Genomic DNA, 17878 nt, shown 5'->3' on the forward strand with positions numbered 1-17878 from the left:
GGTCGGCGGAGGAGGCGCGGGCGACCAGCTTGTAGACCATGGAGCAGGTCGGGTGGCCGCTGCCGGTGACCAGCTGCGTGCCCACCCCGTACGCGTCGACCGGGGCCGCCGCGAGGGAGGCGATGGCGTACTCGTCGAGGTCCGAGGTGACGACGATCTTCGTGTTCCGCGCGCCCAGCTCGTCGAGCTGCTGCCGGACCCGGTGGGCGACGAGCAGCAGGTCGCCGGAGTCGATCCGGACGGCCCCGAGCTCGGGCCCCGCCACCTCGACGGCGGTACGGACGGCCTCGGCCACGTCGTAGGTGTCGACGAGCAGGGTCGTGCCGCGGCCGAGGCTCTCGACCTGGGCGCGGAAGGCGTCCCGCTCGCTGTCGTGGAGGAGCGTGAAGGCGTGGGCGGAGGTGCCGACGGTCGGGATGCCGTAGCGGAAGCCGGCCGCGAGGTCCGAGGTGGAGTCGAAGCCGCCGACGTACGCGGCGCGGGAGGCGGCGACGGCCGCCAGCTCGTGGGTGCGCCGGGCGCCCATCTCGATCAGGCGGCGCCCGCCGGCCGCGGCCGACATGCGGGAGGCGGCGGCGGCGATGGCCGAGTCGTGGTTGAGGATGGAGAGGATCACCGTCTCCAGGAGCACGCACTCGGCGAAGGAGCCCTCGACGCGCAGGACGGGCGAGCCGGGGAAGTACACCTCGCCCTCGGGGTAGCCCCAGATGTCGCCGGTGAAGCGGTAGCGGGCGAGCCATTCCAGGGTCGGCTCGTCGACGATGCCGCGCTCGCGCAGGAAGCCCAGGACGGCGGGGTCGAAACGGAAGTTCTCGACGGCGTCGAGGACCCGGCCGACGCCCGCGAGGACGCCGTAGCGCCGGCCCTCGGGCAGTCGCCGGGTGAAGACCTCGAAGACCGAGCGTCGGTCGGCGGTGCCGCCCCGGAGGGCGGCCTGGAGCATGGTCAGCTCGTACTGATCGGTGAAGAGCGCGGTCGACGGCACGTCCACCGGCAGCCCAAGGTCCGCAGCGTTCATGTCAGCGATGCTAGCGCAGAAATCGTCAGAGTGACGAATAGTGGTGCGAGCGGGTGACGGGCGGGTGACCCGTTTGTGCGACGGGCCCTCCGGGGTGGCAGCATGGGGTGAGTGAGCGTCGCGCCTATTGAGATCGAACGTACGGAATCGGCCGAGGAGGTCTCCGCGGTCGTCGAACCCGACGTGCCCTGGGTGACCCTCGTGCACAACGATCCGGTCAACCTGATGAGCTACGTGACCTACGTCTTCCAGGCGTACTTCGGCTACTCCAAGGACAAGGCGCACAAGCTGATGCTCGACGTGCACCACAAGGGCCGCGCGGTCGTCTCCAGCGGCACCCGCGAGGAGATGGAGCGCGACGTGCAGGCGATGCACGGCTACGGCCTCTGGGCGACCCTCACCCAGGACCGCGGCTGATGGCCGGGCACTTCGAGACCCTGCCCGGCGGCGGCGCGGCCGTCGCCCTCGACGACGTCGAGATCTCCATCCTCCGCTCCCTCGCCGTCCAGCTCATGGAGCTGATCGGGCCGGGCGACGAGCCCGCCAAGGACGCCGACCCGCTGGCCGCGCTCTTCGCCGAGGGCCCCAGCAAGCCGCCGTCCGACCCGGCCCTCAAGCGCCTCTTCCCCGACGCGTACGGGGACGACAGCGAGGAGCTGCGGGCGGCCGCCTCCGACTTCCGCCGCTTCACCGAGAACGACCTGCGGGCCCGCAAGCGCGAGGACGCGCTCGTCGTCGTCCGCGCCCTCGACGCGCTCTCCGCCGACGCGGCGGGCGAGGGCGGCGCCGTCCTGAAGCTGACCCCGGACGAGTCCCGCGCCTGGCTCGGCGCGCTCAACGACCTCCGGCTGACCATCGGCACCCGCCTGGAGGTCACCGACGACGAGGGCGAGCAGCTCTACCGGCTGCCGGACTCCGACCCGCGCAAGCCGATGGTGATGGCGTACCTCTGGCTGGGGGCTCTCCAGGAGTCCCTCGTCGAGACCCTGATGTCCTGACGCCGACCTCCTCCCGACACCCCTCCCTGGCGGGGTGTTCGCTCAGCGGACGCTCAAATCCGGATAACGAATGCGTTATCAGAGCGTCCGCTTTGCCGTCTTGAGTCCCTTCCGCCCGCCGTTTTCTGTGGCGTGCGCCACATGGAACTCCCTCGATCGCGACCCACCCCGTGATAAATCTTCACGACCGCTCGGGGACGCCACCCCTGTTCCCGAGGGCGCTTCGACCGGCTGACCGCCGGTGGCACTCCATCCACATCCGGGGGGATCAGGATCTGATCCGCGGCAGACGCACTCGCAGTCGCGCGGATCAGCATGGAGAAAGGCGCACCACCATGACCTCTGTGCAGGTCGACAAGCAGCACGACGGCACCGACGGGGCCGTGGACGGCGGCGAGGGCTACCAGCGTGGCCTCGGCGCCCGGCAGATCCAGATGATCGCGATCGGCGGTGCCATCGGCACCGGCCTCTTCCTCGGCGCCGGCAAGGCCATCGCCAAGGCGGGACCCAGCCTGATCCTCGCGTACGCCATCGCGGGCCTGGTCATCTTCTTCATCATGCGCGCCCTCGGCGAGCTCCTCATGTACCGCCCCGTGTCCGGCTCCTTCGCGGAGTACGCACGGGAGTTCGTCGGCCCGTTCTGGGGCTTCGTGACCGGCTGGACGTACTGGCTCTTCTGGGTCGTCACCGGCATCACCGAAGTCACCGCCGCGGCCACCTATATGACGTACTGGTGGGACATCCCGCAGTGGATCTCCGCGCTGGTCTTCACCGTGATCCTCTACGGCGCCAACCTGATCTCCGTGAAGCTCTTCGGTGAGCTGGAGTTCTGGTTCTCCATGGTCAAGGTCACCGCCATCATCGGCATGATCCTGATCTGCGCCGGCATCCTCACCATCGGCTTCTCCGACGCCGGCGACACCGCCTCCGTGACCCACCTGTGGGACCAGGGCGGCTTCTTCCCCACCGGCATCGGCAACACGCTGATGACCCTGCAGATCGTCATGTTCGCGTTCCTCGCCGTCGAGCTGGTCGGCGTCACCGCCGGCGAGTCCAAGGACCCGAAGACCGTCCTGCCCAAGGCCATCAACACCGTGCCGTGGCGCATCGCCGTCTTCTACGTCGGCGCGCTCATCATGATCCTCTCGGTCGTCCCGTGGACCGAGTTCCAGCCGGGCGTCTCCCCGTTCGTCGCCGCCTTCGAGAAGATGGGCCTCGGCGTCGGCGCCGCCATCGTCAACTTCGTGGTGCTGACCGCGGCCCTGTCCTCCTGCAACTCGGGCATGTACTCCACCGGCCGCATGCTGCGCGACCTCGCGCTCAACGGCCAGGGCCCGAAGGTCTTCACCAGGCTCACCAAGAACGGCACCCCGCTGCTCGGCCTGACCTTCTCGGCCTCGCTGATGCTGGTCGGCGTCTGGATCAACTACGTCGCCCCGGGCAAGGCCTTCGAGTACGTCGTCTCCTTCGCCACCATCTCCGGCATGTGGGCCTGGATCATGATCCTGGTCTGCCAGATCCGCTACCGCGCCAAGGCCGACCGCGGCGAGCTTCCCGAGTCGACCTTCAAGGCCCCGGGAGCCCCGTACACCAGCTGGTTCGCGCTCCTCTTCATCGGCATGGTCATCGTGATGATGGGCATCGACGAGGGCGCCCGGGTCTCGCTGTACGCCGCCCCGGTCTGGGGTCTCATCCTCGGCGTCTCCTACCTGGTCCTGAAGTCCCGCAACCCCGAGGGCGCCGCCTTCGCCAAGCGGTCCTGACCGGACCCCGCGGGCGGTCGTCCCGGGTCGTCCCCAAACGGCTCTGACCTCGATCGTCTCGGCATACGGGCCGTTCCGTACCACTCCCCGGTACGGAACGGCCCGTCGGCTTATCCTGTCGGCATGCTGACCATCACCCGGGCCCTGTACGACCAGATCGTGAAACACTCGCGCGCGGACCACCCCGACGAGGCCTGCGGCGTGGTCGCGGGACCGGTCGGCACCGGCCGCCCCGAGCGGTTCATCCCGATGCTCAACGCCGCCCGCTCGCCCACCTTCTACGAGTTCGACTCCGCGGACCTGCTCAAGCTCTACCGCGAGATGGACGACCGGGACGAGGAGCCCGTCATCGTCTACCACTCGCACACCGCGACCGAGGCCTACCCGTCCCGCACGGACATCTCGTACGCCAACGAGCCCCACGCCCACTACGTCCTCGTCTCCACCGCGGACAGCGACGGCGCCGGCCCCTTCCAGTTCCGCTCCTTCACCATCGTCGAGGGCGTCGTGACCGAGGAAGAGGTCAAGGTCGTCGAGGAGTACGACGCCTGAGACACTGGCCGGGACCTACGGGCGGCAGGACCCAGGAAGCCGGTGCGAATCCGGCACGGTCCCGCCACTGTGACCGCCTCCTCCGGGAGACGGAAGCCAGGAACTGACCTGCCGCCTTCTCACCACCGATCGGGGACGTGGAAATCCCCGGAGGAGGCACGTTCCGTCATGTCCTGGACCCGTCGCACCCGGCTGCCCCTGGCGCCCCTGCTGTCCGCCGCCGTTCTGCTCCCGCCGCTCGCCGCCTGCTCGGCCCCCGCGGCGGAGACCCCCGCCGCCAAGGCCGCCCCGGGATTCCCGTACACCGTCTCCAACTGCGGTGTGAAGACGACCTTCAAGGCCCCGCCGAAGCGCGCGGTCACCATGAACCAGCACGTCACCGAGGTCATGCTCGCCCTCGGCCTGGAGAAGTCCCTCGTCGGCACCGCCTACCTCGACGACGCGATCCTCCCCGCCTACAAGAAGGCGTACGACTCCGTCCCCGTCCTCGCGAAGGAGTACCCCTCCAAGGAGGCCCTGCTCGCCGCCGGACCCGACTTCGTGTATGGCGGCTACTCCTCCGCCTTCGCGAGCAAGGACGGCCGGAGCCGCGACGACCTGAAGCGCGCGGGCATCGACACCCGGCTCAACACCGAGTACTGCCCGTCCGGCTCGCCCTCCGTCGACGACCTCTACCGCGAAGTCGGCGAGGTCGGCCGGACGTTCGGCGTCCCCGACCGGGCCGAGAAGTGGGTCCGGGAGGCGCGGACCACCGTCGCCGCCACCGAGAAGCGCCTCAAGGGCACCGCGCCCGTCCCCGTCTTCGTCTACGACAGCGGCGACAAGACCGCCTTCACCGCCGGCGGCAAGGGCATCGGCAACGACCTCATCACCCGCGCCGGAGGCCGGAACGTCTTCGCCGACCTCGACAAGGCCTTCGGCGACGCCACCTGGGAACAGGTCGTCGCCCGCAAGCCCGAGGTCGTCGTCATCTACGACTACGGCTCCACCACCGTCGAACAGAAGAAGAAGCGGCTCCTCGACGACCCGGCGCTCAAGGACGTCCCCGCGATCAAGAACCGCCGGTTCGCCGTGATGCCGCTCTCCGACACCGTCCTCGGCGTCCGCGTCCCCGCGGCCGTCGACAAGCTGGCGGCCCAGCTCCACCCGGCCCGATGAGCGCGGAGACCCGCGCCGAGGACGCGTCGCCGGGAGAGCCGCCGGCCCCGCCACGGATCCCGCCCCACCCCGAACCGCCGACCGGCCCGACAACCGAGCCGACCCGGGCCGCCGAGCCGGTCCGTTCCGCCAGGACCGAGTCCGCCGGCAAGTCCGGGCCGCCCGTCCGGTCCGGCCCGCTCAACACCTCCGCGCCGTCCCGTGCCGCCCGCGCGGACCCGCCCGTGCGGGCGGGCGGCGGGCCGCTGCGGTACGCGGTCGTCGTCGCCGGACTGGTTCTCGCCCTCGCCGCCGCCGCCCTCGCCTCGCTCGCCCTCGGCTCCGTGCGCATCCCGCCCGGCCAGGTCCTCGACGCCCTCACCGGACGCGCCGCCGACCCCTCCCCGTACCGCACGATCGTCCTCGACGTACGGCTGCCCCGGGTCCTGCTCGGCGCGGTCGTCGGCGCCGGGCTCGCCGTCGTCGGCGCCGTCCTCCAGGCCCTCGTCCGCAACCGGCTCGCCGACCCCTTCCTCCTCGGGATCTCCTCCGGCGCCTCCGCCGGAGCCGTCCTCGTCCTGGTCGCCGGCGGGGGAGTGGGCCTCGTCGGAGGCGTGACCACCACGCTCGCCCTGCCCACCGGCGCCTTCGCGGGCGCCCTGCTCTCCCTCGTCCTCGTCTACGGACTCGCGCGCCGCGGCGGCACCCTGACCAGCACCCGGCTCGTCCTCGCCGGAGTCGCCGTCTCCTACATCCTGTCCGCCCTCGCCACCCTGCTCCTGGTCGTCGCCGGACGACCCGAGCAGTTCCAGGAGGCCATGTACTGGTCCCTCGGCGGCCTCGGCAGCGCCCGCTGGGACACCCTGGCCCTGCCCGCCGCCGTCCTCGCCGTCGGCGTCGGCGCCCTCCTCACCCTCGCCCGCCCGCTCGACCTGCTCCTCGTCGGCGAGGAGGGCGCCACCGTCCTCGGCCTGGACACCGCCCGGTTCCGCGCCGCCGTCTTCGTCCTCGCCTCCCTCGTCACCGCCGTCATGGTCGCCGCCAGCGGAGCCGTCGGCTTCGTCGGCCTGATGGCCCCGCACGCCGCCCGGCTCGCCGTCGGCGCCCCGCACCGCCGGCTCCTCCCGGTCGCCGCGCTCGGCGGAGCGCTCGCCCTGGTCCTCGCCGACCTCGGCGCCCGGACCGTCGCCGCACCCCAGGACATCCCCGTCGGCATCCTCACGGCCCTCACCGGCGGCCCGTTCTTCCTCTGGCTGATGCGCCGCCGCCCGGAAGGAGCACCGCTGTGACCGAACTGCGCCTGCACGGCCTCTCGTACGAGAACCGGCTCCGCTCCGTCGACCTGACCGTCCGCCCCGGCGAGACCGTCGGCCTCATCGGACCCAACGGCAGCGGCAAGACCACCCTCCTGCGCTGCGTCTACGGCACCCTCACCCCGACGGCGGGCCGCGCCCTCCTCGACGGCGACGACCTCCACGCCCTCGGCCCCAAGGCCCGCGCCCGCCGCGTCGCCACCGTCCCCCAGGACAGCGCCCTCGAGTTCGAACTCACCGTCGGCGAACTCGTCGCCCTCGGCCGCTCCCCGCACAAACGGTTCTGGGAGGGCGACACCGGCGCCGACCGGGAGCGCGCCGAGGGCGCCCTCGCCCGCGTCGGTCTCGCCGACCTCGCCGACCGCCCGTACCCCACCCTCTCCGGCGGCGAGCGCCAACGCGTGCTGGTCGCCCGCGCCCTCGTCCAGGACCCGGACCTCCTCGTCCTCGACGAACCCACCAACCACCTGGACATCCGCCACCAGCTCGACGTCCTCGCCCTCGTCCGTACCCTGGGCACCACCAACCTGCTCGCGCTGCACGACCTCAACCTCGCGGGGGCGTACTGCGACCGGATCTACGTCCTTGAGCGCGGAAGGCTCGTCACCGGCGGCACACCCGCCGAGGTCCTCACCCCCGCCCTCCTGGAGGCCGTCTACGGCGTGGATGCCGAGGTCATCCCGCATCCGAGGACGGGGAGCCCCACCGTCCTCTTCCAGCACAGTCCGGCAGGCGGTCAGCAATCATCCACCATGTGAGATCACATTCCGGAACCCGGACCGGGAATCGATACGATGAGCCCATGGTTTCCCACGACGTGAGCGAAGAGACTCCGGGCACAGTCCTGCTCGTCGCGCGCCTGCACGTCGACCTGTGCCGCCTCGCCAGCGCGATCTGTTCGTCCCGCGCTGCGCTCTGAGCGACCGGCCGAGCGCACTTACGTACGACCCCCCTCCGCGCGGGGGCCCCAGCAGCGCGCCCATCACGCCACTTCCGACAGGAGCCCACGCCATGGCCATCGAGGTCCGCATCCCGACCATCCTCCGCACCTACACCGACGGCGAGAAGGCCGTCCAGGGCAGCGGTGGCACCCTCGCCGAGCTCTTCGCCGACCTGGAGTCCCGCCACGCCGGGATCGAGGCCCGCATCGTCGACGACGGCAAGCTCCGCCGCTTCGTCAACGTCTACCTCAACGACGAGGACGTCCGCTTCCTCGACGGCATCGACACCAAGCTCACCGACGGCGACAACGTCACGATCCTGCCGGCCGTCGCCGGTGGCATGGTCTGATCCACATGCGCTACGACTCCTCGCTGGCGGCGGTCGGCAACACGCCGCTCGTCCGCCTCCCCCGGCTCTCGCCCTCGGACGACGTCCGCATCTGGGCGAAGCTGGAGGACCGCAACCCGACCGGTTCGGTCAAGGACCGCCCCGCGCTCCACATGATCGAGCAGGCGGAGAAGGACGGCCGCCTCACCCCCGGCTGCACCATCCTGGAGCCGACCAGCGGCAACACCGGCATCTCGCTGGCCATGGCGGCCAAGCTCAAGGGCTACCGCATCGTCTGTGTCATGCCCGAGAACACCAGCGAAGAGCGCCGCCAGCTGCTCGCCATGTGGGGCGCCGAGATCATCTCGTCCCCCGCGGCGGGCGGGTCGAACACGGCGGTGCGCGTCGCCAAGGAGATCGCGGCCGAGAACCCGACCTGGGTGATGCTCTACCAGTACGGCAACCCGCACAACGCGGGCGCCCACTACGCCACCACCGGCCCCGAGATCCTCGCCGACCTGCCCTCGATCACCCACTTCGTGGCGGGCCTCGGTACCACCGGCACCCTCATGGGAGTCGGCCGCTACCTGCGCGAGCAGAAGCCCGACGTCAAGATCGTCGCCGCGGAGCCGCGCTACGACGACCTCGTCTACGGCCTCCGGAACCTCGACGAGGGCTTCGTACCGGAGCTGTACGACGCCTCCGTCCTCACCACGCGCTTCTCCGTCGGCTCGGCCGACGCCGTGACGCGCACCCGGGAACTCCTCAAGGAGGAGGGCATCTTCGCGGGCGTCTCCACGGGCGCGGCCCTGCACGCGGCCATCGGCGTCGGCAACAAGGCGGTGAAGGCGGGCGAGAGCGCGGACATCGCCTTCGTCGTCGCCGACGGCGGCTGGAAGTACCTCTCGACGGGCCTCTACACGGCGGCCACCACGGAAGAAGCCATCGCAGCGGTCCAGGGCCAACTCTGGGCGTAAGCCTTCCCCACCCCGCCCCCCGTCGTGGGCATCGTTCCGCAGGGCGGAACGGGTGGGCACGACGGAACGGCGCGCTCGGCCGCGCCCAGGCTCCCAGCGCCTGAACCCGCACCAGCGGGCCCCGCACCAGCGGGCCCGCAACGGCTACCGCGCCAGATGGCGGACCCGGTCCCACAGGACCGGGTCCGCCATCCCCGCTTTCCGCCGGAACTCCGAGACCGGAACCTCCCGCAGCTCGTCCGTCTCCAGAAAACTCGGCCGCCCCTGCGCATCGCCCACCGCACCCGGCGGCAGCGCGATCACACCCGGCCGCTCGTCGTGGTACTTGCTGGTGATCTTGGCGACGAGCGCGCTGTCCCCCCGTACCGACAGCACGAGACAGGGCCGGTCCTTCGACCCGGGCCCGTCCTCGAAGGGCACGTCCGCCCACCAGATCTCCGCGGCCCGCGGCGACCGCGACGGAGCCGTCCGCGGCCCGGTGGGCCGTCCGCCCGGCCGCGTCGGCCGGGCCGGCGGGCGGGTCCGTCCCGACGGGCGCCCCGACGGTCGTCCCGACGGGCGGCGCGACGACCGCCGCCACCCGTCGGCGAGCGCCACCACCAGTGCGATCACCACGACCGCGACCAGCGCGGGCCACCACGACGTGTCCATACCTCAAGACGGTACCGGCGCGCGGCTCACTGCGCCGACGCGGCCCGCCATCCATCCGAACCGGTGACAGAGCCCGTGAGTTCGCCCACAACGGGCCACCGCAAAGGAGCGACAGGCACGGGAGCGCCTTACGCTCGACAGACCGCACAGCCTCCCCCTTCCTCAGCGCGCTTTCCGTATCCGTCCACGGAGGTTCACGCTCCATGAAGCTCACCGTCGTCGGCTGCTCCGGGTCGTTCCCGTCCGCGGATTCGGCCTGTTCGAGCTACCTCGTCGAGGCCGACGGCTTCCGGCTGCTCCTCGACATGGGCAACGGCGCCCTGGGCGAGCTGCAGCGACACATCGGTCTGTACGACCTCGACGCGATCTTCCTCAGCCATCTGCACGCGGACCACTGCATCGACATGTGCGGGTACTTCGTCGCCCGCTACTACCGGCACGAGGGCGGACGCTGCGACGCGCTCCCCGTCTACGCCCCGGAGGGCGCCGAGCAGCGCCTGACCACGGCGTACGCGGACACCCCTTCGCCCACTTCGATGAGCGAGGTCTTCGACTTCCGCACCCTGAAGTCGGGCGCCTTCGAGATCGGCCCGTTCTCGGTCCGTACGGAGAAGGTGTGCCATCCGGTCGAGGCGTACGGCATCCGGGTCGAGCACAACGGCCGCTCGCTCACGTACTCCGGGGACACCGGGGTCTGCGAGTCGCTGCACAAGCTCGCCGAGGGCAGTGACCTCTTCCTCTGCGAGGCCTCCTTCACCCACGGCAAGGAGGACATCCCGGCCCTCCACCTGAACGGCCGCGAGGCGGGCGCCGAGGCGACCCGCTCGTCGGTGGGCCGGCTCGTCCTGACCCACATCCCGCCGTGGACGGACGGCGAGCGGAACCTGGCGGACGCCCGCCAGGTGTACTCGGGCCCGTCGGAGCTGGCGCGACCGGGCGCGGTCTACGAGATCTGATGCCGTCCCCCGGTGACGGGAGGGCAGGCCAAGGGAAGCGACAACGGGAAGGGCCCCGGAACCGTACGTGCGGTTCCGGGGCCCTTCCGTGCTGCGGGTGAGGCTCACGCCTTGGTGAGGTCCTCGATCTCCTCGTCGGACTCGCGGCCCGGCGTCGGGAGGTTGAACTTGGTGATCGCGAAGCGGAAGACCACGTAGTAGATCGCCGCGAAGACGAGACCGATCGGGATGATCAGCCACGGCTTGGTCGCGAGGTTCCAGTTCAGCAGGTAGTCGATACCGCCGGCCGAGAAGGTGAAGCCCGCGTGGACACCGAAGGCCCAGGTGACGGCCATGGACACGGCGGTCAGGACGGCGTGGATCGCGTACAGGACCGGCGCGATGAACATGAAGGTGAACTCGATCGGCTCCGTGATGCCGGTGACGAAGGAGGTCAGCGCGAGGGAGACCATCATGCCCATCACGGCCTTGCGGCGCTCGGGGCGAGCGGCGTGGGCGATGGCGATGGCGGCGGCCGGGAGGCCGAACATCATGATCGGGAAGAAGCCCGACATGAAGATTCCGGCGCTCGGGTCACCGGCGAAGAAGCGGTTGAGGTCACCGTGGACGACCTCGCCGGCGGCGTTGGTGAAGTCACCGATCTGGAACCAGGAGACGGTGTTCACGAACTGGTGCATGCCGACGGGGATCAGCGCGCGGTTGATGAGGCCGAAGAGGCCGGCGCCACCGGCGCCGAGGCCGGTCATCCACTCGCCGAAGCTGGAGATGCCCTCACCGATGGGCTCCCAGACCAGGCCGAAGACGACACCGACGAGGGTGCCGACGAAGGCCATGATGATCGGGACGAGACGGCGGCCGTTGAAGAAGCCGAGCCAGTCGACGAGCTTGGTCCGGTGGAACTTCTGCCACAGGACGGCCGCGATCAGACCCATCAGGATGCCGCCGAGGACACCCGGGTTGTTGAACTTCGCGGCGACGTCGACGCCCTTGTTCGCGGTCGTGTTGATGACGGCGTCGGCGATGGGGAACGCCTTCAGCACGTTGCTGTAGACCAGGAAGCCGACGAGAGCGGCGAGGGCGGTGGAGCCGTCCGCCTTCTTGGCGAAGCCGATGGCGACGCCGATGCAGAAGAGCAGGGGCAGATTGTCGAAGACCGCGCCGCCGGCGGTGGCGAAGACGGAGGCGACCTTGGTCCACCCGAGGCCGTCGGCGCCGAAGACGTCGGGCTGGCCGAGACGGAGCAAGATACCCGCGGCCGGCAGAACGGCGATCGGCAGCTGCAGGCTGCGACCGACCTTCTGCAGGCCCTGGAACAGGCCGGATCCGCGCTTCTTCGCGGGAGCGGCGGCCTGGGCGGTGGCCGTACTCATCAACTTCCTCCAGTAAGGCAAGGCGCCGCCAGAGGACAGTGGAAAAGGGGGGACGGCGACGTCTCGTGGAACGCGGTGGTCTGGACCGCGTGGTCTACACCAATGAGTGGTGTAGACCAGTTTTAGCACGTGAGACTTAGATAAGGAACCTGCGAATTCTGTGCGCTCAGCCATAGCTGGAAATGCACGACATAAGGCCCCTGGACTGTCAGGTCCAGGGGCCTGTCGCGGGGCTTACGGCAGGGGCGAAAGCCCCGAAACGGTCAGGCTCTGCAGGGTGACCGCAGCACTACCTGACGTTGTCGCATCGACTCACTTGACGTTCTCCTGCTCCATCGCGTCCCCGACCTCGTCCGGCTCGCGGCCGGGCGTCTGGAGGTTGAACCTGGTGATCGCGAACCGGAAGATCGCGTAGTACACGACCGCGAACACGAGACCGATGGGAATGATCAGCCACGGCTTCGTCGCCAGGCCCCAGTTGATCACGTAGTCGATCAGGCCGGCCGAGAAGCTGAAGCCGTCCTTCACGCCGAACGCCCACGTCACCGCCATCGAGACACCCGTCAGCACCGCGTGGATCGCGAACAGCACCGGCGCGATGAAGAGGAACGAGTACTCGATCGGCTCGGTGATGCCGGTGACGAACGAGGTCAGTGCGACCGACAGCATCATGCCGCCGACCTCCTTGCGCCGGTGCGGCTTGGCGCAGTGCGTGATCGCCAGCGCTGCCGCCGGAAGCGCGAACATCATGATCGGGAAGAAGCCCGTCAGGAACTGGCCGGCGTTCGGGTCACCCGCGAGGAACATGGGGATGTCACCGTGGACCGTCGTACCGTCCGGCTTCTCGTACGTGCCGAACTGGAACCAGATCGGCACGTTCAGGAACTGATGCAGACCGATGACGAGCAGCGCCCGGTTCGCCAGACCGAAGATGCCCGAACCCCACGAGCCGAGCCCGACCAGCCAGTCGCTGAAGTTCTCCAGGGCGTCACCGATCGGCGGCCAGATCCACAGGCACAGCGCGGCGAACGCGATCGCCACGAACGTCATGATGATCGGGACCAGCCGGCGGCCGTTGAAGAAGCCCAGCCAGTCCACCAGCTTCGTCCGGTGGTACCGCTGCCACAGGTACGCGGTGAGCAGACCCATGACGATGCCGCCGAAGACGCCGGGGTTCTGGTACGTGTAGCCCGCGAAGGAGTCGTCGACGGCGAGGCAGCCGCCACCGATGTCCGCCGTCCCCGGCGGACAGTCCTTCGGGAACTGGCGCAGCACGTTGAAGTAGACGAGGAAGCCGACGACCGCCGCGAGCGCGGTCGATCCGTCGGACTTCTTCGCCATGCCGATCGCGACACCGATGCAGAACAGCAGCGGCAGGCCGAGGTTGCCGTCGAGAAGCGCGCCACCGGCGCCCGCCATCACCTTGGCGACGTTGTCCCAGCCGAGACCGTCCGCCCCGAACACGTCCGGCTGGCCGAGCCGGTTGATGATGCCCGCGGCCGGGAGGACGGCGATGGGGAGCTGGAGGCTGCGGCCCATCTTCTGGAGCCCCTGGAAGAGTCCGCCCCACACGGACTTCTTCGGCTGCGCCGCAGCGCTGTCGGTACTCATCGGCGTCCTCCCTGCCCGGAACAAGCCGGGTCCGCGTCTCGTTGCACACTGGTGTAGACCAGTTGCGGTAGGCTCCCCGGAGCCCGCTGAGGACAGGCCGCCGGTGATCGTTATCTTTCGGTAGAACAGCGGCACTCGCTCGCGAAGTTGGGCCAACCGTGGGTTACCGTGACAAAGCGGACCGCAGGTGCGCCGACATTCGCGTACGCGCGAACGGAACGGACAGGGAGAAACACATGGCCAGCAAGGCTGAGAAGATCGTCGCCGGCCTCGGCGGCATCGAGAACATCGAAGAGGTCGAAGGCTGCATCACCCGCCTGCGCACCGAGGTCGTGGACCCGTCCAAGGTCGACGAGGCCGCCCTCAAGGCCGCCGGCGCCCACGGCGTCGTCAAGATGGGCACCGCGATCCAGGTCGTCATCGGCACCGACGCCGACCCGATCGCCGCCGACATCGAAGACATGATGTAAGCAGCCGCATCAGCTGAAGGGCCCGTTCCGGCAGGGGAACGGGCCCTTCGCGTGTCCCGCTAGGCTCGTCCCATGTCTCGTATCGACGGCCGTACCCCCGAACAGCTCCGCCCCGTCACCATCGAACGCGGATGGAGCAAGCACGCCGAGGGCTCCGTCCTCATCTCCTTCGGCGACACCAAGGTCTTCTGCACCGCCTCCGTCACCGAAGGCGTCCCGCGCTGGCGCAAGGGCAGCGGCGAAGGCTGGGTCACCGGCGAGTACTCCATGCTCCCGCGCGCCACCAACACCCGCGGCGACCGCGAATCCGTCCGCGGCAAGATCGGCGGCCGCACCCACGAGATCTCCCGCCTCATCGGCCGCTCGCTGCGCGCCGTCATCGACTACAAGGCGCTCGGCGAGAACACCATCGTCCTCGACTGCGACGTCCTCCAGGCCGACGGCGGCACCCGCACCGCCGCCATCACCGGCGCGTACGTCGCCCTCGCCGACGCCGTCACCTGGGCCCAGACCAAGAAGCTCGTCAAGGCCGGCCGCAAGCCCCTCACCGGCACCGTCGGCGCCGTCTCCGTCGGCATCGTCGACGGCGTCCCCCTCCTCGACCTCTGCTACGAGGAAGACGTCCGCGCCGACACCGACATGAACGTCGTCTGCACCGGCGACGGCCGCTTCGTCGAGGTCCAGGGCACCGCCGAGGCCGAGCCCTTCGACCGCGACGAGCTCAACGCCCTCCTCGACCTCGCGTCCGGCGGCTGCGCCGAACTCGCCGAGATCCAGCGCAAGGCCCTCGAAGGAACCCTCTGACCCCGCACTGCGTCCTGACGGGCGGGCAGCCGGTACGATCCCTGCGCCCGCCCGTCCGCATGTACGAATCTGGGGGAGGACCCGCCTTGAAGCGCCGTCTCGCACTCGCCGTGGCCACGGCCGCCGCACTCACCACCGTCCTGAGCGGCTGCGGAGCCCTCGACAAAGCAATGGACTGCGTCAAGACCGCCGACGCGATAGCCACCTCGGTGAGCAACCTTCAGCAGGCGGTCTCCAACGCCTCGAACGACGCCACCCAGATCGAGGAATCCCTCAACTCCATCTCCACGGAACTGGGCAACCTCAAGAACACCACGGACAACGCCGACCTCTCCAAGGCGGTCGACGACCTCACCAAGGGCGTCGACACCGTCCGCACCGCCGTCAAGAACGGCGACACCACGCCGGACATCACCCCCATCACCGACGCGGCCACCGAGATCGGCAAGGTCTGCACCCCGGGATAATCGGTGACATGACCCGTCTGATCCTCGCCACCCGCAACGCGGGCAAGATCACCGAACTCCACGCGATCCTCGCCGACGCAGGCCTCGACCTCGAACTCGTCGGCGCGGACGCGTACCCGGAGATCCCCGACGTCAAGGAAACCGGCGTCACCTTCGCCGAGAACGCCCTCCTCAAAGCCCACGCCCTCGCCCAGGCGACCGGCCTGCCCGCCGTGGCCGACGACTCCGGCCTCTGCGTCGACGTCCTGAACGGCGCCCCCGGCATCTTCTCGGCCCGCTGGTCGGGCACGCACGGCGACGACCGCGCGAACCTCGACCTGCTCCTGGCCCAGCTCTCCGACATCGCCGACGAACACCGGGGCGCCCACTTCGCCTGCGCGGCGGCCCTGGCGCTGCCCGACGGCACGGAACGCGTCGTCGAGGGCACGATGCCGGGCACCCTCCGCCACGCCCCCGTGGGCGCGAACGGCTTCGGCTACGACCCGATCCTCCAGCCGAAGGGCCACGAGGTGACCTGCGCGGAACTGACCCCGGCGGAGAAGAACGCGATCAGCCACCGAGGCAAGGCGTTCCGGGCACTGGTGCCGGTGGTGAAGGAACTGCTGGGCTGAGGGCCCGAGACAGACGGCCTGCGAATCGATCCATCGATTCGCAGGCCGTTTTCGTGCGGCGGAAGGGATTCGAACCCTCAAGCCCGATCAAGGGCCACAGATCCTAAGTCTGCTGTGTCGCCATTGCACCACCGCCGCTCGCTGCGTGTCATCGTACCGGGCGCCACCCCGGCACCACGTCGTGGTGGTCGCATGGCAGTTGGGGCAGAGCAGTCGCACGTTCTCGATCCGATCCGCACCCCGACGTCCGGTGCGGGCCGTTGCGGCGGCGGGGGAGAGGGTCAGAACCTCGGTTCGGGGGCCTGGGCCATCACCATCTCCGCCGCTTCCTCCGGGGTCTCCACCGACGGCGGCGAGCCCTCCAGGGGCTGTTGGGCCGTCTCCTTCATGCAGGCGACCGCGATCACTCCGACCAGCGCCGCGCCCATCGCGTAGTACGCCGGCATCAGATTGCTGCCGGTCGCGCCGATGAGGGCCGTGATCACGAGTGGGGTCGTACCGCCGAACAGCGACGCCGACAGGTTGTAGCCCACCGACAGGGAGCCGTAGCGGACGTCCGTCGGGAAGAGCGCCGGGAGCGCCGCTGACATGGTGCCGAGCATGCAGACCAGGGACAGGCCGAGCATCAGCATGCCCGCCGTGATCGCGGCCACGCCGCCCTGGCCGATCAGCAGGAACGCGGGCAGTGACAGGAACAGGAAGCCCAGCATGCCCGCCATCAGTACCGGCTTCCGCCCGAATCGGTCGTTCAGGCGCCCGACCTGAGTGATGACCAGCATCAGCAGGACCATCACGAGCAGCAGGATCAGCAGGCCGTGCGTCTCGCTGTAGCCGAGCTCGTCGGAGAGGTACGTCGGCATGTACGACAGCAGCATGTAGTCGGTGATGTTGTACGCGCCGACCAGCGCGATGCACAGGATCAGCGTCGGCCACTGCTGCCGGAAGATCTTCGCCAGGTCGCCCTTGGTGGAGGTCTCCACCGCGTCGGCCGCCTCGGAGGCGCGCGCCGACTCGTTCTCCAGCTTCTGGAAGGCGGGCGTCTCGTCGAGCCGCAGTCGCAGATAGAGGCCGACGAGGCCCAGCGGGCCCGCGACCAGGAACGGCACGCGCCAGCCCCATGCCTCCATGGTGTCGGAGCCGAGCCAGGCGCTGAGCGCGGTCACCAGGCCTGCCGCGCCGACGTAGCCCGCCAGGGTGCCGAACTCCAGGAAGCTGCCGAAGTAGCCCCTGCGGCGGTCGGGGGCGTACTCGGCGATGAAGGTCGAGGCGCCGCCGTACTCGCCGCCGGTGGAGAAGCCCTGGAGCATCCGGAAGAAGACCAGGAGGGCCGGCGCCCAGAAGCCGATGGAGGCGTACGACGGGATCAGGCCGATCGCGAAGGTGCCGACGGCCATGAGGATCATCGTCAGCGCGAGGACCTTCTTTCGGCCCAGCCGGTCACCCATCGGGCCGAACACCATGCCGCCGAGCGGGCGGACCAGGAAGGCGACCGCGAACGTCGCGAAGGACGACAGCAGCTGGACGGTGTCGTTTCCCGACGGGAAGAAGACATGGCCGAGGGTGACGGCGAGGTAGGCGTAGATGCCGAAGTCGAACCACTCCATGGCGTTCCCCAGCGAGGCCGCCTTCACGGCCCGCTTGACGGCCGCCTCGTCGGTGACCGTGATGTCGGTGCGCCGCAGCCTGGGCTGCCGTCGCCGGACGACGGCCTTGAACAGCAGCGGATGACGCCTCTGGGCCTCGGGATCGGCGACGGGGCCGTCGCGGTCTGTGGCCGGCATGGCCGTACGTCCTCTCTCCGGGAAAAACTCCAGAGGACCTTCTGTACGGTCGTGCCGTTCGCAAACGGGATCCGCCCGGGAATGGGACGTGGGTCACGTCGTCCCCGGGCCCGGGCGGGCGGGCGGTCAG

Annotated in this window: 20 protein-coding genes, 1 tRNA gene and 1 riboswitch; of the genes, 15 read left to right on the forward strand and 6 right to left on the reverse strand. The window is 69.9% G+C overall.

What is annotated here, in order from left to right:
* On the reverse strand, positions 1–1018 hold a 1018-nt coding region (locus AOK00_RS08990; protein ID WP_055599795.1), incomplete at its 3' end, for a nicotinate phosphoribosyltransferase.
* A 111-nt stretch (positions 1019–1129) separates the two neighbouring features.
* Here AOK00_RS08990 and clpS point away from each other — a divergent pair.
* The 10 genes from clpS (at position 1130) to AOK00_RS09035 (ending at position 9027) form a co-directional block, all read left to right on the forward strand.
* Positions 1130–1435 carry an ATP-dependent Clp protease adapter ClpS gene (clpS, locus tag AOK00_RS08995; RefSeq protein WP_030222252.1) on the forward strand — a complete coding sequence of 102 codons (306 nt, stop codon included), beginning with the start codon at positions 1130–1132 and terminating at the stop codon, positions 1433–1435.
* Entirely contained in the window at positions 1435–2016 is a 582-nt protein-coding gene (locus AOK00_RS09000) for a DUF2017 domain-containing protein (protein ID WP_055599780.1), read from the forward strand. Before clpS ends, AOK00_RS09000 begins: the two co-directional genes overlap by 1 nt.
* 335 nt (positions 2017–2351) lie before the next feature.
* The gene (locus AOK00_RS09005) at positions 2352–3779 is read left to right on the forward strand and encodes an amino acid permease (RefSeq protein WP_055599781.1); all 1428 of its coding nucleotides are present in this window, start codon (positions 2352–2354) and stop codon (positions 3777–3779) included.
* Between the two features lie 123 nt (positions 3780–3902).
* A complete protein-coding gene (locus AOK00_RS09010; protein ID WP_055599782.1) occupies positions 3903–4331 on the forward strand; it encodes a Mov34/MPN/PAD-1 family protein in 429 nt (142 codons plus the stop codon).
* Positions 4324–4457: riboswitch (cobalamin riboswitch) on the forward strand. (Overlaps the previous gene by 8 nt.)
* 42 nt (positions 4458–4499) lie before the next feature.
* Positions 4500–5489: an ABC transporter substrate-binding protein gene (locus tag AOK00_RS09015; RefSeq protein WP_055599783.1), complete on the forward strand. Its 990-nt coding sequence runs from the start codon at positions 4500–4502 to the stop codon at positions 5487–5489.
* Entirely contained in the window at positions 5486–6757 is a 1272-nt protein-coding gene (locus tag AOK00_RS09020) for a FecCD family ABC transporter permease (RefSeq protein WP_254047291.1), read from the forward strand. The genes AOK00_RS09015 and AOK00_RS09020 overlap by 4 nt, the downstream gene beginning before the upstream one ends.
* Positions 6754–7539 (forward strand): ABC transporter ATP-binding protein, encoded by a 786-nt coding sequence (locus AOK00_RS09025; RefSeq protein ID WP_055599784.1) that lies wholly within the window; start codon positions 6754–6756, stop codon positions 7537–7539. Before AOK00_RS09020 ends, AOK00_RS09025 begins: the two co-directional genes overlap by 4 nt.
* Before the next feature lie 44 nt (positions 7540–7583).
* Positions 7584–7700: a putative leader peptide gene (locus tag AOK00_RS41350; RefSeq protein ID WP_315986240.1), complete on the forward strand. Its 117-nt coding sequence runs from the start codon at positions 7584–7586 to the stop codon at positions 7698–7700.
* A 92-nt stretch (positions 7701–7792) separates the two neighbouring features.
* Positions 7793–8071, forward strand: coding sequence for a MoaD/ThiS family protein (locus AOK00_RS09030; RefSeq protein WP_055599785.1), 279 nt, complete (start codon positions 7793–7795; stop codon positions 8069–8071).
* 5 nt (positions 8072–8076) lie between these two features.
* Positions 8077–9027, forward strand: a complete 951-nt coding sequence (locus tag AOK00_RS09035) for a PLP-dependent cysteine synthase family protein (RefSeq protein ID WP_055599786.1) — start codon at positions 8077–8079, stop codon at positions 9025–9027.
* Between the two features lie 144 nt (positions 9028–9171).
* Here AOK00_RS09035 and AOK00_RS09040 read toward each other — a convergent pair whose 3' ends face one another.
* Positions 9172–9678, reverse strand: a complete 507-nt coding sequence (locus tag AOK00_RS09040) for a type II toxin-antitoxin system PemK/MazF family toxin (protein ID WP_055599787.1) — start codon at positions 9676–9678, stop codon at positions 9172–9174.
* Positions 9679–9881: 203 nt separating this feature from the next.
* On the opposite strand from AOK00_RS09040, the gene AOK00_RS09045 reads away from it, so the two are divergent.
* Positions 9882–10634 carry an MBL fold metallo-hydrolase gene (locus AOK00_RS09045; RefSeq protein ID WP_055599788.1) on the forward strand — a complete coding sequence of 251 codons (753 nt, stop codon included), beginning with the start codon at positions 9882–9884 and terminating at the stop codon, positions 10632–10634.
* Between the two features lie 104 nt (positions 10635–10738).
* On the opposite strand, the gene AOK00_RS09050 is transcribed toward AOK00_RS09045, so the two are convergent.
* Both AOK00_RS09050 and AOK00_RS09055 read right to left on the reverse strand, forming a co-directional pair.
* Positions 10739–12004 (reverse strand): PTS transporter subunit EIIC, encoded by a 1266-nt coding sequence (locus AOK00_RS09050; RefSeq protein WP_055599789.1) that lies wholly within the window; start codon positions 12002–12004, stop codon positions 10739–10741.
* Between the two features lie 312 nt (positions 12005–12316).
* On the reverse strand, positions 12317–13615 hold the full coding sequence (locus AOK00_RS09055) for a PTS transporter subunit EIIC (RefSeq protein WP_055599790.1): 1299 nt from the start codon (positions 13613–13615) through the stop codon (positions 12317–12319).
* A 197-nt stretch (positions 13616–13812) separates the two neighbouring features.
* Here AOK00_RS09055 and AOK00_RS09060 point away from each other — a divergent pair, with 197 nt between their 5' ends.
* From AOK00_RS09060 to rdgB, 4 genes are all read left to right on the forward strand, one after another.
* Positions 13813–14085, forward strand: a complete 273-nt coding sequence (locus tag AOK00_RS09060) for a glucose PTS transporter subunit EIIB (RefSeq protein WP_073914414.1) — start codon at positions 13813–13815, stop codon at positions 14083–14085.
* Between the two features lie 72 nt (positions 14086–14157).
* Positions 14158–14889, forward strand: a complete 732-nt coding sequence (rph, locus tag AOK00_RS09065) for a ribonuclease PH (RefSeq protein ID WP_055599791.1) — start codon at positions 14158–14160, stop codon at positions 14887–14889.
* A gap of 59 nt (positions 14890–14948) precedes the next feature.
* Positions 14949–15356 (forward strand): hypothetical protein, encoded by a 408-nt coding sequence (locus AOK00_RS09070; protein ID WP_055599792.1) that lies wholly within the window; start codon positions 14949–14951, stop codon positions 15354–15356.
* 8 nt (positions 15357–15364) lie between these two features.
* The gene (rdgB, locus tag AOK00_RS09075; protein ID WP_055599793.1) at positions 15365–15967 is read left to right on the forward strand and encodes an RdgB/HAM1 family non-canonical purine NTP pyrophosphatase; all 603 of its coding nucleotides are present in this window, start codon (positions 15365–15367) and stop codon (positions 15965–15967) included.
* 54 nt (positions 15968–16021) lie between these two features.
* Here rdgB and AOK00_RS09080 read toward each other — a convergent pair.
* Positions 16022–16105, reverse strand: a tRNA-Leu gene (locus AOK00_RS09080).
* 143 nt (positions 16106–16248) lie between these two features.
* Positions 16249–17748: a glycine betaine/L-proline transporter ProP gene (proP, locus tag AOK00_RS09085; RefSeq protein ID WP_055599794.1), complete on the reverse strand. Its 1500-nt coding sequence runs from the start codon at positions 17746–17748 to the stop codon at positions 16249–16251.
* Between the last annotated feature and the right edge of the window lie 130 nt (positions 17749–17878).

The organism is Streptomyces aureus (assembly GCF_001418135.1).
In the GTDB taxonomy this organism is placed as follows: domain Bacteria; phylum Actinomycetota; class Actinomycetes; order Streptomycetales; family Streptomycetaceae; genus Streptomyces; species Streptomyces aureus_A.

Coding starts and splice junctions, on each gene's coding strand:
- AOK00_RS09000 (WP_055599780.1), top strand. CDS start 1,435: ATGGCCGGGCACTTCGAGACCCTGCCCGGCGGCGGCGCGGCCGTCGCC.
- AOK00_RS09005 (WP_055599781.1), top strand. CDS start 2,352: ATGACCTCTGTGCAGGTCGACAAGCAGCACGACGGCACCGACGGGGCC.
- AOK00_RS09010 (WP_055599782.1), top strand. CDS start 3,903: ATGCTGACCATCACCCGGGCCCTGTACGACCAGATCGTGAAACACTCG.
- AOK00_RS09015 (WP_055599783.1), top strand. CDS start 4,500: ATGTCCTGGACCCGTCGCACCCGGCTGCCCCTGGCGCCCCTGCTGTCC.
- AOK00_RS09020 (WP_254047291.1), top strand. CDS start 5,486: ATGAGCGCGGAGACCCGCGCCGAGGACGCGTCGCCGGGAGAGCCGCCG.
- AOK00_RS41350 (WP_315986240.1), top strand. CDS start 7,584: ATGGTTTCCCACGACGTGAGCGAAGAGACTCCGGGCACAGTCCTGCTC.
- AOK00_RS09030 (WP_055599785.1), top strand. CDS start 7,793: ATGGCCATCGAGGTCCGCATCCCGACCATCCTCCGCACCTACACCGAC.
- AOK00_RS09035 (WP_055599786.1), top strand. CDS start 8,077: ATGCGCTACGACTCCTCGCTGGCGGCGGTCGGCAACACGCCGCTCGTC.
- AOK00_RS09040 (WP_055599787.1), bottom strand. CDS start 9,678: ATGGACACGTCGTGGTGGCCCGCGCTGGTCGCGGTCGTGGTGATCGCA.
- AOK00_RS09045 (WP_055599788.1), top strand. CDS start 9,882: ATGAAGCTCACCGTCGTCGGCTGCTCCGGGTCGTTCCCGTCCGCGGAT.
- AOK00_RS09050 (WP_055599789.1), bottom strand. CDS start 12,004: ATGAGTACGGCCACCGCCCAGGCCGCCGCTCCCGCGAAGAAGCGCGGA.
- AOK00_RS09055 (WP_055599790.1), bottom strand. CDS start 13,615: ATGAGTACCGACAGCGCTGCGGCGCAGCCGAAGAAGTCCGTGTGGGGC.
- rph (WP_055599791.1), top strand. CDS start 14,158: ATGTCTCGTATCGACGGCCGTACCCCCGAACAGCTCCGCCCCGTCACC.
- AOK00_RS09070 (WP_055599792.1), top strand. CDS start 14,949: ATGTACGAATCTGGGGGAGGACCCGCCTTGAAGCGCCGTCTCGCACTC.
- rdgB (WP_055599793.1), top strand. CDS start 15,365: ATGACCCGTCTGATCCTCGCCACCCGCAACGCGGGCAAGATCACCGAA.
- proP (WP_055599794.1), bottom strand. CDS start 17,748: ATGCCGGCCACAGACCGCGACGGCCCCGTCGCCGATCCCGAGGCCCAG.